Origin of the sequence: Streptosporangium amethystogenes subsp. fukuiense (assembly GCF_042665875.1) — a bacterium.
GTDB classification, from domain to species: Bacteria; Actinomycetota; Actinomycetes; order Streptosporangiales; family Streptosporangiaceae; genus Streptosporangium; species Streptosporangium fukuiense.
Map to the genome: position 1 here is coordinate 9,603,304 of NZ_JBHTEE010000001.1, position 16,256 is coordinate 9,619,559.

The following is a 16,256-nucleotide window of genomic DNA, read 5'->3' on the forward strand; positions in this document are numbered from 1 at the left end:
CCTGGCAAACGGTGCTCAGTATGGCGCGAGGAGGCCGTCGGCCAGGAGACTTTGTCCTTTATTGAAGTTGGTAACCGATGACGACGAAGCGCTCCGCGATCACCGCGAGGGCCAGCACGAAGGCGGGCACCGCGATGAACAGGATGCGCCTCCTCGCCTTGCTCCTCCGCTCACCGCCACGCAGCAGGAACACCTGGTAGGTGAAGAGCGCGATCCACGTGACACCCAGTGCCACCAGGCCGACGGGTGTCCACGGCGAGGTCGGGTCGCTGCCACCGATCGGCACCCCGCGCTCGGGGATCTCGGTGCCCTCGGGGAAGGACTTCAGCGTGTAGACGGCCGCGTCCTCGCCGTTGAACACCCGCTTGAGATCCTTGTGAGCGTCCAGCGCGGCACGGAACCGGGGGGCCCAGTCAGCGGGGTAGCCGTGGTTGAGCTGCAGGTACCCGGCCTGCGCGCGGGTCGCCACCAGGTAGGTGTTGGGGGGCGACGCGCGAAGCTTGGTGAGCGTGCCGGAGAGGTCGGCCGGATCCTCCGAGACCTCTACCTGCTCGTAGGAGATCTTGTCGAAGTCCCGTTCGCCCCACGGGATGATGGGGGTGACCTCGGGGCCGAGTGTCGGGCTCAGATAGAGGACGCGGGCACTGGGCTCGTCGTGGTCGTAGATGTAGTGCATCGCCGCGACCTCGCTCGCCGAGACCCGCTCGAACTGCTCGTTGCCGTACCGGGCGACCAGGAAGACCATCGCCAGCGCCATGGCGCACCCGGCGGCCAGCAGCAGCGAGATCCGGCGGGTCAGCTCGGGGTTGAACCGGATGTTGCGTCTGCGGATCGGCACCGTCTCCTCCGGCGCGTCCTCCGTGCCGGCGGGCAGGTTCGGGAAGAAGGCGTAGGCGGCCAGGATGCAGGCGCCGGGCAGGGCGAACAGGTAGATCCGCAGGCCGATCTCGCCGCCGTAGTTCTGCAGCCCGAGCGCCAGCACCGGGATGCAGAGCAGGAGCAGGGCCGCGCGGTCGCCGACGCCGCGCCGCACACGGCGCAGCAGGCCGATGGCGGCCAGTGCCAGGATGACGCCGCAGATGCCGAGGCGGGCCATCAGGACGAGCGCGTGTCTGGGGTCGCTGCCGTCGATCCGGTCGCCGGTGTTGCTCTGCAGGTTCTGCAGGATCCGGCCCAGACCGCCGAAGAGCTGGTCGATGTGCCCGCTCCAGAAGGTGACGGTCTGGTAGCTGATCCACGACAGCACGATCAGGCCCAGGAAGAACGGCAGCGCCCAGCTGAGCGAGGTGCGCCGGAGCAGGATCAGGCCGCTCAGCGCGCCGAGCATCATGAACGGGGTGATCTGGTGCGAGGCGGTCGCGGTGCCGAACAGGCCGATCAGCACGATCAGCATGATCACCCGGTCGTAGACGCCGGTCGAGTGGGGAAGTTCGCCGGGGGTCAGCCCGTCCAGCCGGGCCAGCAGCCGCCGGACGCGTCCCTTGGCCGGCATCGGCTTGTCGCGGGGCTCGACCTTGCCGAACCAGCGCAGCACGATCGCCACGAAGGCCAGGTAGATCGCGTACGTGAAGCCCTGGGAGGAGAAGTAGTCCTGGCCGATCCACTGGACGATGACGAACAGCAGCGCGGCGAACCAGCGGGCCCGGGTGGTGGCGACCACCTGGCGCAGGATCAGCACGAACGGCAGCAGGTACAGCAGGTTCGACAGCAGCGGCGTCCACCGCATGATCGTCGACAGGTCGGTGACGCCGGCGGCCTTGGTGACGAACGCCACCAGCGCGAAGAACCCCGGCCAGGCGAGACGGGCGTCGAGGATCGCGGACGACTCGCCGGTGCGGTTGATGTACTCCACGAAGCCGGCGTGCACGTAGGCGGTGGGGAACCTGGCCTCGTCCGAGATCAGGGCCGACGCCCCGTGCAGGGCGAAGGTGATCGCCGCGATCTGGAAGAGCAGCAGGAACTTGCGGTCGGTGTTCTGCGCGATCGTGACGAAGAACGCGACGAGCATCAGCAGGATCGCGGCGAACGCGGTCACGGGCATGGCCGAGATCAGGCCCAGGGCGTCGATCTTGGTCACGTCGACGCCCCGCAGTGGGCCCGGCGCCACGCGCAGGGCCAGCACGTACATGATCAGGCCCTCGATCGTGAGCAACGGTGGCAGCCACATCGCGGCCGACCGCATCATCGTCGTCGTCCGCGACGGCCTGGCAGCGGCCGGAGTCGCCTTCTCCGGGCTCAGCGGCGCGCTCTGCGGCTCCCGATCGGCTGGAGCTAGCATGGCCTCCGAGGCGGTCTCAGAGGTCCCCGGAGGCGGGCTGGACGTCGCGACGGCCCTTTCCCGCGGTCTCCGCTCCGCTGTTCCGTCTTCCGCGGCCACCGGGCCCGTGCGTTCCGGCTCCGTGGGCTTCGGCGTCGCGGATTCCGGCGCAGGGGATTCCTGCGTCGGGCGGAGCGGTGCCGAGGGCAGACGCATCTCCGTCGTGGTGTCGATCTCGCCCTCGGAGGCGTCCCCGGCCTCGGGAGCGTCCGCCGTGGGCGGTGAGATCGGGCGCGCGGGGAGCCGCATGACGGCGGTGACCTCCGAGTCGTCGCCGTCGGAGATCACCTCCGGTGGCGCACCCGGAGTGTCCGGCGCGTCGTCGGCCTCGTCCGATGCCCTGTCGCCGCCGTCACGGCCGTCGACCGGTGCGTCGGGATCGGGAACCCCACCGTCGGGCGCCTCGTCCGGAACCTCGGCAGCCTCGGAGGGCGCCGTGCCGGTGGGCCCGCTGTCGGACCCGGCCCGCGTTCCGTCCGAAGGCGCGGGGTGGGTGGGATCGGTCCCCTCGACCTCGGCGGTCTCCGCCGCCGGCGTCGTCGTCACGTCATTACCTGCCCGTTGCCTCACGTCTAACATCATGGCGGCTACGCGGACCGGGGTGCGACGAGCGAACGGGAAGATACGTCATGTTCGGCTGTTTTGCGTAGACCGTTGAAGAGCAATATCGCGACCGAACCCCCGTCCGGCGGCACCTGTCCGGCCGCCCTGCCCCCCGCGCGGGGGGCACCGGAGCGGACCGGGTATCCCGGGAGGGCGCCGGCCCGCGGACCGCTGCCCTCCCGGAGCGGACCGGCCGCTCACACCTGGCCGCGCACCCGCCGCAGGCCGTATCTCGTGCGCCTGACGACGGCGTAGCCCTTCGTCAGCATCCGTTCTCTCATGTAGATCAGCGGGACCTGGTTTCCCTCGACGGCCCGGCTGAACATTCTCATCGACGTGCCCTCGGCGACGGTCAGGCGCGGTAGCGCGAGCACGTCGTGCCGGTCGGCGGCGATGGCGTTGTTCACCGCGCAGGCGGCCCAGTAGCCGGCCCGCCTGACCTCGCGCCGCACCCGCACGCTGGAGTAGCCGTACGGGTAGGCCATCGTCGAGACCAGGGAGCCGATCTTGTCTTCGAGCAGGGCCTTGTTGCGCCGCAGCTCCTGGCGGAGCTCGTCGTCCGGAAGCTGGTCGAGCTGGGGATGGCTGTGGCTGTGCCCGCCGATCTCGATGCCGCACGAGGCGGCCTCGCGCGCCTGGCTCCACGACAGCATCGTGTCCAGCGGCCTGCCCGCCGCGTCCTTGCCCGCGTCGCTGACCCACCCGCTGGTCAGGAAGACGGTCGCGGGGAAGTCGTAGCGCTCGAGCAGGGGCAGCGCCTCGCTGTGGAAGTCGGCGTACCCGTCGTCGAAGGTCACCACCACCGGCCGCTCCGGGATGGAGCGGCCGTTGTTCTTGTGCAGCGAGGCGACCAGGTCGGCCACCGTCAGCGGCGTGAACCGGTTCTCCTTCAGGTAGGCCAGTTGCTCGGCGAAGGCAGAGGGTCGTACCGCCAGCGGCTTCGTCTCGGCGTTGGGCCGGTCGGAGACCGAGTGGTACATCAGGATCGGTACGCGGATCATGAACGCACCCGCTTCAGTCGAAGGGAACCGATGACGTAACCCCAGGTGGTCCAGGCGAGGCCGACGACGATCGCGCCGGCCCTGCCGAGACCGGACGGATCACCCCGCAACGCCTCGCCGATCCCGCGCAACGCGCCCAGCGGCAGCGCCTTCATCGCGTGCGCCCGCTCGCTCGACAGCCCGTCGCCCGCTCCCACGCTCTGGGTGACCAGCGCCTTGGACAGGCCCTCCGCGTAACACCGCGAGCGGAAGTAGGCGAAGGTGGCGCGCACGGCCGGCACCTTGTGGCCGATCACCGCGGCGGGTTCGAACAGCATCCCCGAGCCGGGTTTCCGTTGCGAGAGCCGGATGCAGAACTCGGTCTCCTCGCAGCCCAGCGGGCGTGGCTTGCGCCCCTGCACGCTGCGGCCGATGCCGGTGTGGAACCCGCCGACCTCCTGTACGGCCTCCCTGCGGAAGGCCGCGTTGCCGCCCATGACGTTGCGGATCCGCGCCCGCTGCGTGGGCATGCCGCGATAGCTGCAGCCCACGGTCCAGTCGAACTCGTAGGGATACCATCCGGGCCGGTGCCCGGTGCCCCACAGCGGCCTGGTCAGCCCGCCCACCCCCACGATGGTCGGGTCCTGGAAGCCCTCCTCCAGTGCTTCCAGCCAGCCAGGTTCCGCGACGGCGTCGTCGTCCAGGTATGCCACGATGTCGCCGGAGGCGGTCGCCGCGCCGGTGTTCTTGCCACCGGACAGCCCTTTCTCCTGAGCGTTCTCCACCACGATCGCGCCGGGGTACTCCTTCTTCAGCTTCAGATGGAGGTCCGGGTTGTAGTCGACGACCAGGATGATCTCGTGCGGCCGGCGGCTCTGGTTCTCGACCGACTCGACGGCCGCTCGGATGTCCTCCCAGCGTTCCTCGGTGTAGACGCAGATGACGACACTGCTTCTCATGGCTACGCGGCGCCCTGGTCCGCCGCGCGGGTGGAGGTGGCCGGCTCGTGCACCACGGGAGCCGGGTTGCTCCGCCACTCGCGGATGATGGTCTTCAGCACCCGGATGCCGTCGCGGACGGCGTGCAGGTTGCTCTCACCGTGAATGCGGCAGCGCTCGTGGCTGGGCACCTCGTGAACCTTGAGCCCGGCCTTGGCGGCGCGGACGTTCATCAGGGTCTCGATCTCGAAGCCGTCGCAGTCGAGGTTGAGCACGTCCAGGTGGCGGGCCCAGAAGGCGTTGTAGCCGTAGCACAGGTCGCTGTAGCTGGTGCCGTACATCCTGTTGACCAGTGCGGTCAGCGACTTGTTGCCGAACTTGCGGATGAACGTCAGGTCGTCGCTGCCGCCGCCGGACGCGTAGCGCGACCCCTTGACGAAGTCGGCCCCGGTGACCAGCGCGCCCACGAACTGGATGATCTCGCGGCCGTCCGTGGACCCGTCGGCGTCGATCATCACGATGATGTCGCCGGTGCAGGCGGCGAATCCGGCCGAGAGGGCGTTGCCCTTGCCCTTGCCGGTCTGGTGGACCACGCGGACGTTGGGGCGCAGCTTCCTGGCCACGGCGACGGTGTCGTCCACCGAGTTGCCGTCCACCAGGACGATCTCGTCGATCCACTGCGGCAGCGTCGCGAAGACGTGCGGAAGGTTCTCCGCCTCGTTCATGGCCGGTACGACGACGCTGACGGTCGGGGAGATCGCCACATTGGGGGTGATGGGGGTGAACCGCTCGATGGGCGGCACCGCCCTCAGGGGGGGCTTGTTGTTGTAGTGCTTGGCGACTTCGGGACTCATGATGACGGATGTCCTTCCGGGCGGTCTGTCGTCAGGGGCGACTGGCGGACGGACCCGAGGCCATAGGCGATCGGAGGGATCGGGGGAAATGGCAAATGCGATGAGGGTTGCATGCGAGGGTCCTGGCGAATGGGGTGCGATGACGGGAGCGGTCTAACCCACTCCCCATGGTTCCTTGACGACCGGGGTGCTGGATTGGTTCTGCGCGGGGGAGCGCATACGGCCGAACCCCTTCAGCACCCGGTCGGCAAGTCTGTACAAATGCGGGCGATCCGTAACGATCGTTCGTGCTTTGTTGACCGGAGTACGGCCAATCCAGTGGACGGCGGCCGCGGGAGAGGGACGCGAGACGCGGCCTTCCGCGACGAAGAGGTCACCGCTCTTCAGCCAGCTCTTGTACTCGCGCCCACCCTTGCCCATGTCGACCTGCCGCAGTCCCGAGCCGGCGGCGTGCTCGGCCATGTGCAGGTGGTGCATGATGCCGGGGGAGTAGCGTGCGAACTCGGTGTCGTAGGCGGGGAACCAGCCCACCAGGGTCGTCGCGGTACGGAGACCGAAGTGCCCGGCGACGGGCCTGTCTCCGGCGTAGACCATGGTCAGGACACCCGCGAAACTCTCGGACTTCTCGGCGTGCATCTCGTCGAGCAACTGGACGATCCACGGCTGGGCGAAGCGGTCGACGCGGCCCGTCCTGCGGTACTGGTCGGACTTCCAGTTGGTGAGCGTGCGGAGCGTGCCGAGGTCGGACGAGTCCCACTCGAAGCGGATCTCGCCCTGCTCGCGGCCGAGCTTGCGCTCCTTGTAGCGGACGGTCTTGAGGTTCTTCGGCGAGTTCGCCTTCACCTGCTCTATGTAGGTCTCGAAGCCCACGCTGAGGTCCATCACCGGCGCCGGCCGCACGTCGGTCTCGTACGCCGCGAACGTCGGCTGGCCGGGGACCAGGTGGTCGAAGTCGAAGACCGAGAGCCTGCAGGCGCGCAGCAGGGTACGGACGTCCAGGTCGAGCCCGGGGACCGAGATCAGTCCGTGGCAGGTGGTCAGGAAGCCGCCGAGCGGCTTGCCGATCCCGAAGCTGTGCCGTTCGTAGGGGAAGAATCCCACGATCTTGCCGTCGTCCTGGATGACCGCGACGCGGACGTAGTCGCGCAGGCGCCCCATGGCGAGCGCGAACTCCACGGAGAGGAAGGGGTTGTCCAGCGACGGGTCGGCTACCTGTAACTCCCGCCATCGCGAGATCTCGGACTCCCCGAGGTCTCCCGGGCGAACGATGACGATGTTCACCTTGACCTGACCCCCTGTTCGGTCTGCAAGCTCCCGCTCCCCCGATACAACACGCGTAGTACGTATATGAAACCGCCGAGCACCGCGATCGTCGCGACTCCGGCACGAGGCGACCATGCGTCAAAAGTGAGCATGGCAGCGGCCAAGAGGACGTTCACAACCAGGCTTGCCGCTGCCCCCACTGATAGTGCCGCAAGAGGGTCACGATCACGCAACAGTCCTACCACTGCGACGCCTGGTACCGCCAACAGGAACAGGGGGGTGAGAACCAGGCGTAACGGGGTGTCGATGTCCACCAAGGCGATCACGGCCCCCGCGACACATGCGAAGGTGAGCGCCCATTTGAGCACTCTGCGGTTGATCGACATCTCCGAAACTCCCGGTTGGTAATGACGTGACTGATCGCGCCTTCATGTGATCAATCACTCAGCATGGACGTCAATGCCGACGCTCGGCACCAGTCCATGGTTTACCGGATTCCTGAGAGAAGTCTCGGTGTTAGGTAAAACGAGATGCGGGGATCAGCCTGCCTCCCCCTCGGAACTCGCTCCGGCGGAGGGGGCCGGGGTCGGGTCGGGGGCCGGATCCGGGGGAGGCGCGGTGGCGTCCGCCTCCGGGTTCTCCCAAGAGATCGCGCATCCGGTGTTGCCCCCGGCGGACCTGAACGCGACCCGTCCCGCGCCGCTCTCCGAGGGGTCCTTGGCCGTGACCCAGATCATGGCCCTCGCACCCGCCTTCAGCCGTCCCCGGGCGGGATGCACGTCGAGCCCGCCGGAGGTGGTCGCCGACCAGGAGAGCGCGGCGTTGCGGGCCGCGAGCTGAATCTGCCCGGCGCCCTCTCCGATGTCCGACGGGCACGAGACGGTCAGCCGCCCGGCCGCGGGAGGCGGGGTGGTGGCGCGGGCCGGTCCCGCCGAGGACCTGCGGGTCGGCGCCGGCCGCGTCGCGGTGGGGGCGGGGGCGGATGTCCCGGTCGTTCGGGTCCTTCGCGGAGTGGGGGTCGGCGCGCTCTCCGGGTCCGCCGTCTCCGGGGCAGCCGTCTCCGGGTCCTCCGGTGGCAGGTCGGGTGTCGGCTCCGGGCCGGGCTCCAGCGTGATCAGCGCGTGTTCCGTACCCGGTGCGGCCTGGGCGTTTCCCGACGCCCCGCCGGCCAGGTCCTGCCCGCCCACCGCGACCACCGCCCCGGTGGCCGCCAGCGCGCACGCCGCCGCCAGCAGTAGCACGGGCCCCCTGCGCCTCCGCTGCCTCCGCCGCTGCGCCGGCAGCACCTCCGTGCGCCGCCCCTCGCCATCCGGCGGCGTCGCCGCGCGCCGGGACCGGGTGCCCGCGGCGTTCCCCGTGGGGGAGGCCGCCTGTCCGGTTCCACGGCTCCCCTTGCCGCGCGTCCGTCCGCCGGCCGACTCCTTCCTCCCTGACCGCCGGCGGCCGGGTGACCGTTGCCCCTCCGCGGGGAAACCGGTCCTGTCGAAGTGGTCGCCCCGGGCGACGACGGAGGCGCGCTCCTCGCTCAGGTCCGGGTTCAGGCAGGTCTCGATCACCCGGCGGCGCAACGAGAGCGGCGGGTAGGCCGGTGGCACCAGGTCCAGCAGCCGCCCGGCCGAGACATGCCGGTCCCTGCGTTCCACGCATACCTCGCAGCGGCCGATGTGGGCCGACAGCCGCCTGCGCAGGATCGTGGTGAGGGGGCCCTCCCACGAGTCGACCATCGCCGACAGGTCGGGGCAGTGCGCCCGGCCGACCTTGGCGAGCACCACGGCGGCCGCCGCGTTCTCCAGGTGGTCGCGGGCCCGGCAGAGCCTCGCCGCCACCTGCCTGGAGGTCAGTCCGAGCACCGCGCCGACCTCGCCGCCACCGAGATCGTGACGGAGTGAGAGCTCCAGCACCTCGCGTTCCTGCCCGCCCAGCTCCGCCATCGCCTCGTGGACCAGGGCGGCCAACTCCCGCTCGCCCGGGTCGTCATGGACGTCGGGAGGCGCTGCCGTCCCCCGTGGGCCGCCGCGCTCCGCGCCCGCGCACCGGACCCGTACGAGGGCGTACAGCCACGCGCGCAGACGGCCGGGGTCGCGCAGGCGGTCCACGTGGCCCTGGGCCGTGACCAGGGCGTCGTGTACGGCGCCCGCGGCGTTCTCGCGGTCGCCCAGCAGCGAGTGGGCATAGTCGTGGAGACGCTCGGCATAGGAGTCGTAGAGGTTCGCGGGCGCCGTCGCGTCGGCGCGCCGCAGCGTCTCAACGAGTTGTTGGTCGTCGGTTCGGCCGACGGTCGGCCATCCGGGCACGGACATTCCTCCCCGCGGGACGGGCTCGTTCACGGGCTTCGTCGCTCGCCCGTTCCAGGCCCCACACGCGTAGGACGTCACCTCCCCGCAACCGGTTGACCAGATGGGTCAATATCATGCCGACCTGGTATGACCTGGGGAAATTGGTGCGGCTGGTGCCAATGTGACACCAGCCGTACGCGATGCCGGATCAGCAGTTGGGAGCGCAGAGCCGGCGCTTCATGCCCTCCAGGAAGAACTTCCTGACCTCCAGGACGTCCTTGGCGATGTACGCGTCCCCGCCGGTCGCCTTGGCCAGGGCGTCCATCTGCCGCTTGCCCTTGGGGGCGTCGGGGCCGAACGCGATGATCAGAACGCTGACCGGCTTCTCCGGGTCGAACTGCTCCTTCAGCCGCTTCAGGATCTGCTGGTTGCTGATCCCCCCGTCCGGGTCGTCGTTGCCCGCCCCGTCGGTGAGGATCAGCACCGTGTTGATCTTGTCGCTCTGGTATTCGTCGGTCATCTGCTGGTAGGCGGCGGCCAGGGTGTCGTTGAGCCCGGTGTCGCCGGTCGCCTTGGCCTGGGCCCCGATCAGTTTCTGGTTGATCACGTCCCTGCGCAGCACGCCGTTCATGTCCTCGGTGAGCGGGCCGACCGGGACCGTCTCACGGTAGTCGACCCCCTGGCCGTCGAGGTGCGTGGAGAACTCCCACAGCCCCATCTCGCTCTTGGCCGGGAAGAGCTTCATGCCCTCGACGGCGATCCTGCTGATCGCCTGCATCCGGGTCAGGCCGGTGCCCGGCACCGGCAGGGCCATGGTCCCCGAGACGTCCAGCAGGGTGACGAGCCTGGTGCCGAGCTTGATCCGGGACCAGGTCTGCGACATTCTCGCGACGGTCTTGCCGTCGGGCGTCTCGATCGCCTGCGGCGCCTTGGCCTGGAAGCCCGCGGAGCCGGAGATCGCCTTTCCGCCCTTGCCGTCCGGGGTGCGGAAGCCCTGATCCTGCAGGGTCTTCCTGGAGGACTCGCTGTCGAGCTCCTTCTGGAACGCCTCGGCGGCCTTGCGCACGGCGGCGTCCTTCGCGGTGATCACCACCGGGTAGTCGAGGTTGATGGTCCCCTCGGCCGGATAGAGCGGCACGGCGGGAACCTCGGGCTTCTTGACCTTGTTGAACGCCCAGACACCCTGCTCCGAGGCGATGCCCAGCGGAGCCTTGCTGCCCTTGACACCGAGGCTGGACAGCAGCGCGTCCTGGTCGCGGACCGTGGAGGTCGATCCCGACAGGTTCTTGAGCGCGCCGACCAGCTGCTCCTCGCCCGCGCCCGAGGCGGTGGCCACCCCGGCGGCGGCCAGCAGCGCGCCGAGCCCGGCGGCGTTGAGCGAGGGATCCAGCACCAGCACGCGCACCTTGCGGCCGGGACCGTCGACATTGGCCACGTTGGCGGCGTTGATCATGCCGCCCCAGCTGGCCTCGCCGAAGCTCTTCTTCAGGTTCGGCACCACCGAGCCGGAGGCCACCATGACGATGGGGGAGTGCGCGACGGACGCGCCCGCCTCCGGCACATCCTGGTTCCTCGCCCGCAGGTTCGCCACCCACAGTCCCGAGTCCGGGATCCACAGGTCCATCGCGGCGGCCTTGCCGCCGACCCCGCCCAGGGAGGAGGCCACGGTCGCCGAGGCGCCCTTGGTCACCGCGACGGTGGTGCACCTGCCCTCGACCTCGTGGGCCGCCTTGTTGAAGCGCTCGGCGATCTGGGACAGGGCGGGCTGGATGTCCGGCGAGGCGGTGATCCGCAGCGGCAGCGCGTCACCCGCGCACCCACGGTCACGGTTGATGACCACGAACGCGGCCACCCCGAGCAGCACCGCGAGGGCGACGGAACCGGCCAGCGGGACCAGCACCTTGCCGCGTCCGCCACGCCTCCGCCTGGGCTTCGCCTCCTTGTAGGAGGGGTAGCCGTCCTCGAGTTCATCCGTACGGTGACGTCCCACGGTTCCCTCTTCGATGTCGATGTCAGGAAGCTAGCGGGTCACCCTATCGGGCGGTTGTCCGCAACATTCACGGAACTGTACTTGGAACGGTTACTGTGGCAAAACACTCCTTTTGGTGCTGTTATCACCATATGTGTTTGTGGTGACACCCTGCGTCCTGGTGGATCGATCGGTGATCGCCGGTGCCGGGAGTGCCCGTCCGCCGGAGGCGCGCGGTCGGTGCGCACGGTCGACGCGCGCGGTCAGTGCCGGCAGGAGTGCCCGTGCCACGCCCTGAACCCCTCCCGCACCGCCACCGCCGCCAGCAGCACCGCCATGGCGGGATCCACCCACCACCACCCGGCGGTGTTCAGTGCCAGTCCGGCCAGCACCCCGGTGGCGAGCAGCGCGCACATCAGGTTCTGTGTCCCCTCGCCGGCGGTCGCCGCCGAGCGCAGCCGGATGGCCAGCCGTCGTTTGGCCACCCCCAGGAACGGCATGCCGATCGCGCTGGTCGCCGTCACAGCGATCCCGAGCAGGCTCGGCAGGGGCCGGTGCCCCGCGTCCAGGTCGTGTGCCACATGCAGCACCAGGTAGGGGGCCAGCAGCCAGAAGCTGACCGCCACCGCCTTGCGTGCCCGCTCCTCGGCGTGCGCGGAACCGGTCCTCGAACCGGTGAACCGCCAGACCACGATCAGGCTGGCCGCCGCCTCCACCAGGGCCGATGTGCCCCAGCCGATGAGGGCGACGGAGTGCGCTCCCAGCCCCGCGGCGATGCCGAGCACGCTCTCCGCGCCCAGCCAGAGGAGGGTGACCACGGAGAGCAGGCGGGCCCTGCGGGCGTCGCGCAGCCACTCGACGCTGGGCACCAGCACAGTTTGGTCGGTCACGACAACCTCCGAATCCCCGATCAACGGCGTCCGGTAATCTAGTCGTCACAGAGTGTTCGCATGTGGGGAAGTGGCAAGGCTCCCCGCCGCGCCGGCCACTCCCCTCCCGGGGGGACGGCCTCTCGCCTCCCTCGGCCAAGCCCCGGCCGCACGGCGGCGTGCCCGCGCGCTGTGTTCGTGTCACAGGATGGATCTGCCCCAGTGGATCGTCGAAGGGAAACCCGTGCCGTTCACGCCCAGTCATGTGGCCGCCGTGCTGCCGCTGGTCTCCTCGGAGCGGATGCGCCGCCTGCTTGATCCCTGGGCACTCGCTCTGGGGGCCATGGTGCCCGATCTGCCGATCTTCTTCCCGTTCCTGCCCGACTACACGATCTGGCACTCCTACGAGGGCGTCCTCACGATCGACCCGTTCGCCGTGGCCGTGCTGCTGGCGGTCTTCCACCTGGTGCTCCGCGACCCGCTGACCGCGCTACTGCCCCCCGGCCTCGCCGGGCGCGCCGCAGCCCTGACTCCCGGCATGTACGGGGTGCGGCGGCTGCCCGCCGTGATCGCCGGAGGCGCGGTGGGCGCCCTCACCCACAAGCTCTGGGACTCCTTCACCCACTCCTACAGCTCCGCGATGTGGGGCTGGAGCTGGCTGGACACCCGGGTGGCGGACGTGATTCCGCTGTTCCGCCTGCTGCAGTACACCTCCACGGTGGTCGGCCTGGCGGTCGTGTTCTGGTGGGCCTGGCGCGGGCTGTCCGGGATGGAGCCCCGGCCGGTCCCCGAGCGGCTGATCATCTCCGCCCGCGGGCGGATGGCCGTGTTCCTGGCCACCGCCCTGTCCGTCCTGCTGGGCGCGATCGCCTGGCCGATCGCCTTCCCGCCACGCGGCATGGCGGAACTCGTGACAAGGCTGGGCGCGGGAGTAATCGTCGGCTGCTCCGCCATGCTCCTGGTCCACGCGCTGATATGGCAGCTCAGGCGGGTCGTGACAGTATTCGAGGGTGCCTGAAGCCATCGACCCCCACCTGGCCGGCCCCTTGGCCGACTACGCCGACCTGCGCGACGTCGAGCTGCGCAAGAGCCTGGAGGCCGAGCACGGCCTCTTCATAGCCGAGGGGGAGAAGGTCATCCGCCGCGCCGTCGCGGCGGGCTACCCCGTGCGCTCCGTGCTGCTCACCCCCCGCTGGGCCGAGCCCCTCGCCGACCTCCTCGACACCCTCGAAGGCCGGGTCCACATCGTGGACGACGCCGTCGTGGAGGGCCTCACCGGCTTTCAGGTCCACCGGGGTGCCCTCGCCGCGATGGAACGTCTCCCACTGCCCTCCGTCGAGGAGATCCTGTCCGGCAGGGCCTCCTTTCCGGAGAGAGCGGCTCCGGAGCCGGGCATCCGGCCCCGGCGTGTCCTGGTCCTGGAGGACCTCGTCGACCACGGCAACGTCGGCGCCATCTTCCGCTGCGCCGCCGCGCTGGGAGTCGAGGCGGTCGTCCTCTCGCCGCGCTGCGCCGACCCGCTGTACAGAAGATCGGTGAAGGTCTCCATGGGCGCGGTCTTCGCGATCCCGTACGCGCGGATGACCGACTGGTACGCGGGTCTGGCCGAGCTGCGCGAAGCGGGCTTCCAGACGCTGGCCCTCACCCCCGACCAGTCCGCCACGCCTCTGGACAGGGTCGACATGGCCGACCGGGTGGCGTTGCTGCTCGGCTCGGAAGGGGACGGGCTCTCCTCCCGCTGGTTGCGTGAGGCCGACGAGCCGGTCTGCATCCCGATGAGCCCGACGGCCATGGGTCTCGGCGTCGACTCCCTCAACGTGGTCGCCGCCGCCGCCATCGCCTGCCACGGCCTGATGCGCGCGGGCTGAGCTCTACCGGCCCGGCTCCACGGTACATCCGCTCCTTTCCAGCCGGAGGTCGCCTGCGCGGCGGTCGTGGCTCAGTTTCCCGCCCCGGGAGTCGGCCACGATGAGGGCAGCGCCGTAGGAACGGGCGGCGGGGTGGCATAGGTCTCCTGGGTGACCGAGGAGACCTCCTGGATGACGACGCTGTTGCTGGTGTTGCGCACCTTGAAGGAGTCGTCGACGAAGGAGCCCCCCTTGCAGTTCATGATGAGGAACCCGGGATCGGAGAAGGTGAACGCGTAACGGAGTGCCAGGGACGTCCAGTCCTCGTCCGTGTAACCGGTCGAGAAGGAGCCACCCGGATCGGCGTGGGGCTGGGCGGCGAGGACGGTGCACTCGGCGAAGTAGGCCTTTCGGGTCTGGGTGACATTGGCCGCGAACGTCAGTTGGGCGTCGATCACATACGATCCCGCGTCCATCGGGATCCAGAGCACGTTTGTGTCGCGAAAGTTTTTGAGCTCCGGTCCACTGGTGATGTTCAGGTATCTCGTCCGCCCGCCGAGCGCGGGGCCCTGGGGGCCGGCCGGTCCCTGCCGGTTCCAGGTGAGCGGCTGTTCCCCCGCCAGGCACGAGCCCGAGGGCAGGGGGCTGGGCGTGGCCGAACCCACCGTCTCCGGGTCCGAGGCGCTCTGCACGGGGATCCTGACGGAGCCCCTGGCGTTGACGCAGGCGGTGATCGTCGTGTCGTCGCCGGCCACGTTGGCGATCGCCATCCCCGAACCGCCGACGAGCAACCCGGCCAGCACGCCGACCGCCAGCGTGCTCTTTTTCCCGCTCATGGTTCTCCCGTTCAGGCGACACCACGTCGCCGCTGGCAGGAACCTTGCAAGACAGGCTTGGTGTTCTCTTGGAAACGACCGCATCCGCTGGGCCGGGCCCTTCGCCGACCTCCGGGAAGGCCGGGTCCACGTCATGGGTTCCACCGCGATGGCCGCGGGCGTGGACTCGCTCAACGTGGTGGCCGCCGCCGCGATCGCGTGCCACGGGTTGACGCGCGGTGCCTTCGCGCGAGAGGAGCGAAGGTGGTGGCGGCCGCCCCGCACCGCTGATCTCAGCGTGCGAGGCGGTCCCGGGTCAGAGCCAGGGGTCATCCTCGTCGGGTTCACGGTGAGGGGTCGCGGGCTTGGTTTCCTCAGCGGCGGGAGGCCGGACCTCCGACGCCATCTCCAGGGTGACGGCGGTGGTGGCGGCCAGGGTCGTGATGAAGACGGTCCACAGGAAGGGCGGCCAACCGGGAAAGGCGTGGCTGTTTCGCATGAGCTGAACGGACCACGCGGCTATCTCCGAGATAACGCCGAGAACGATCGCGCCCCCGAGAACAAAGGTAAGGAATCGCGTCGCGTCCAGCAGGTCCATCTCGTCTGTGATCAGTCCTCCGGCCATACGGATGACCTGGTGGCCGGTGAAAAGGAAGGCCAAAAGGCAACCGGCCGCCAGCAGCAGGCCGAGAACCGCTGTCGTCCAGGGGCTCAGGGCGGCCTTGACGAGCCACGGCCATGCCGTCTGAATCCACCAGGTCCACGCCGAGACGACCGCGGCGCGGGTGGATCCGCGGCTGATCGGTGCTATCAGCGCTATGCCGAATACGACGAGAAGATAAATCGTCACCTTCAGCAGGCTGTGCGGGCCGATCGCCCAGAACAGGATCAGGAGCATCACGGCCAGAAACGACAGGTCCATCCACGAGGACAGGTCCGCCTTGAGCAGGGGCGGCGGGAGATAGAGGAGCGGCAGGAGGTCCTGTTCGCCGCGGAGGTAGGTCGTGAAGCCCTGCGGATTGCCCTGGTAGGTCTCCCACATGTTCCAGAGCACATTGGTGGCATAGAAAAGTATGACCCATCGCGCCAGTTGTCTCCGCCGTGATGGACGGCTCGCCGTGATGGTGGACCATCCCCTTCGAATCCAGATGAATTCAAACGGCCATGTCACAGAACCGGCCAGCGACTTTGGTCGCCGCCGTCTCTGGGGTTCGACGCGATAACGCCTGGCCGCGCCTCCCCATGCCGTCCCCCTCCGCGAGGAATACCCCCGGTCGCGCAGTCTCGACTTCAGCACGGTTTCCCTCCGGGCGCGTCTCCGGGGCCTCGATACCACGTGCTTCAGTTCCTACCAGGGTATTGCCCCGGATGTGAGGGTGGGAAGAAATATCGGGCGCGCGGCCATTTCTCCATTCGGAAGATCTTGGGGACAGCGGTCACCGCCCTCCGTGCGGCCGTATCCGGAGGGGAGCCCAAGAAGATCATCCGTCAATTCGGCGACTTATTTAGGCAGTAATTGCGGAAA

Annotated in this window: 12 protein-coding genes; 2 read left to right on the forward strand and 10 right to left on the reverse strand. The window is 69.3% G+C overall.

Annotated features, from left to right (window positions below):
* Positions 1 to 58 precede the first annotated feature (58 nt).
* The 8 genes from ACFQVD_RS42585 to ACFQVD_RS42620 form a co-directional block, all read right to left on the reverse strand.
* Complete coding sequence (locus ACFQVD_RS42585) at positions 59 to 2,863, reverse strand: hypothetical protein (RefSeq protein WP_343969759.1); 2,805 nt, start codon at positions 2,861 to 2,863, stop codon at positions 59 to 61.
* A gap of 254 nt (positions 2,864 to 3,117) precedes the next feature.
* A complete protein-coding gene (locus ACFQVD_RS42590; protein WP_030911982.1) occupies positions 3,118 to 3,921 on the reverse strand; it encodes a polysaccharide deacetylase family protein in 804 nt (267 codons plus the stop codon).
* Complete coding sequence (locus tag ACFQVD_RS42595) at positions 3,918 to 4,859, reverse strand: glycosyltransferase family 2 protein (protein WP_343969765.1); 942 nt, start codon at positions 4,857 to 4,859, stop codon at positions 3,918 to 3,920. Before ACFQVD_RS42595 ends, ACFQVD_RS42590 begins: the two co-directional genes overlap by 4 nt.
* Positions 4,860 to 4,861: 2 nt before the next feature.
* Positions 4,862 to 5,692: a glycosyltransferase family 2 protein gene (locus ACFQVD_RS42600; RefSeq protein ID WP_343969768.1), complete on the reverse strand. Its 831-nt coding sequence runs from the start codon at positions 5,690 to 5,692 to the stop codon at positions 4,862 to 4,864.
* Between the two features lie 153 nt (positions 5,693 to 5,845).
* Positions 5,846 to 6,973, reverse strand: coding sequence for a GNAT family N-acetyltransferase (locus tag ACFQVD_RS42605; protein ID WP_343969771.1), 1,128 nt, complete (start codon positions 6,971 to 6,973; stop codon positions 5,846 to 5,848).
* Positions 6,974 to 7,494: 521 nt separating this feature from the next.
* Positions 7,495 to 9,249: a sigma factor gene (locus ACFQVD_RS42610; protein ID WP_343969774.1), complete on the reverse strand. Its 1,755-nt coding sequence runs from the start codon at positions 9,247 to 9,249 to the stop codon at positions 7,495 to 7,497.
* A gap of 190 nt (positions 9,250 to 9,439) precedes the next feature.
* A complete protein-coding gene (locus tag ACFQVD_RS42615; protein ID WP_343969777.1) occupies positions 9,440 to 11,221 on the reverse strand; it encodes a substrate-binding and VWA domain-containing protein in 1,782 nt (593 codons plus the stop codon).
* A gap of 242 nt (positions 11,222 to 11,463) precedes the next feature.
* Positions 11,464 to 12,090 carry a hypothetical protein gene (locus ACFQVD_RS42620; protein ID WP_343969780.1) on the reverse strand — a complete coding sequence of 209 codons (627 nt, stop codon included), beginning with the start codon at positions 12,088 to 12,090 and terminating at the stop codon, positions 11,464 to 11,466.
* Between the two features lie 187 nt (positions 12,091 to 12,277).
* On the opposite strand from ACFQVD_RS42620, the gene ACFQVD_RS42625 reads away from it, so the two are divergent.
* Positions 12,278 to 13,087: a DUF4184 family protein gene (locus ACFQVD_RS42625; RefSeq protein WP_343969783.1), complete on the forward strand. Its 810-nt coding sequence runs from the start codon at positions 12,278 to 12,280 to the stop codon at positions 13,085 to 13,087.
* Positions 13,080 to 13,937: a TrmH family RNA methyltransferase gene (locus ACFQVD_RS42630; protein WP_343969786.1), complete on the forward strand. Its 858-nt coding sequence runs from the start codon at positions 13,080 to 13,082 to the stop codon at positions 13,935 to 13,937. The genes ACFQVD_RS42625 and ACFQVD_RS42630 overlap by 8 nt, the downstream gene beginning before the upstream one ends.
* A gap of 71 nt (positions 13,938 to 14,008) precedes the next feature.
* Here ACFQVD_RS42630 and ACFQVD_RS42635 read toward each other — a convergent pair whose 3' ends face one another.
* Both ACFQVD_RS42635 and ACFQVD_RS42640 read right to left on the reverse strand, forming a co-directional pair.
* A complete protein-coding gene (locus ACFQVD_RS42635) occupies positions 14,009 to 14,752 on the reverse strand; it encodes a hypothetical protein (protein WP_343969789.1) in 744 nt (247 codons plus the stop codon).
* A 295-nt stretch (positions 14,753 to 15,047) separates the two neighbouring features.
* Positions 15,048 to 16,028 (reverse strand): hypothetical protein, encoded by a 981-nt coding sequence (locus ACFQVD_RS42640; RefSeq protein WP_343969792.1) that lies wholly within the window; start codon positions 16,026 to 16,028, stop codon positions 15,048 to 15,050.
* Positions 16,029 to 16,256: the final 228 nt, after the last annotated feature.

Excerpts from the sequence above, each read along its gene's own strand:
- ACFQVD_RS42595 (WP_343969765.1), bottom strand. The coding sequence starts at position 4,859 with ATGAGAAGCAGTGTCGTCATCTGCGTCTACACCGAGGAACGCTGGGAG.
- ACFQVD_RS42625 (WP_343969783.1), top strand. The coding sequence starts at position 12,278 with ATGGATCTGCCCCAGTGGATCGTCGAAGGGAAACCCGTGCCGTTCACG.
- ACFQVD_RS42590 (WP_030911982.1), bottom strand. The coding sequence starts at position 3,921 with ATGATCCGCGTACCGATCCTGATGTACCACTCGGTCTCCGACCGGCCC.
- ACFQVD_RS42635 (WP_343969789.1), bottom strand. The coding sequence starts at position 14,752 with ATGAGCGGGAAAAAGAGCACGCTGGCGGTCGGCGTGCTGGCCGGGTTG.
- ACFQVD_RS42600 (WP_343969768.1), bottom strand. The coding sequence starts at position 5,692 with ATGAGTCCCGAAGTCGCCAAGCACTACAACAACAAGCCCCCCCTGAGG.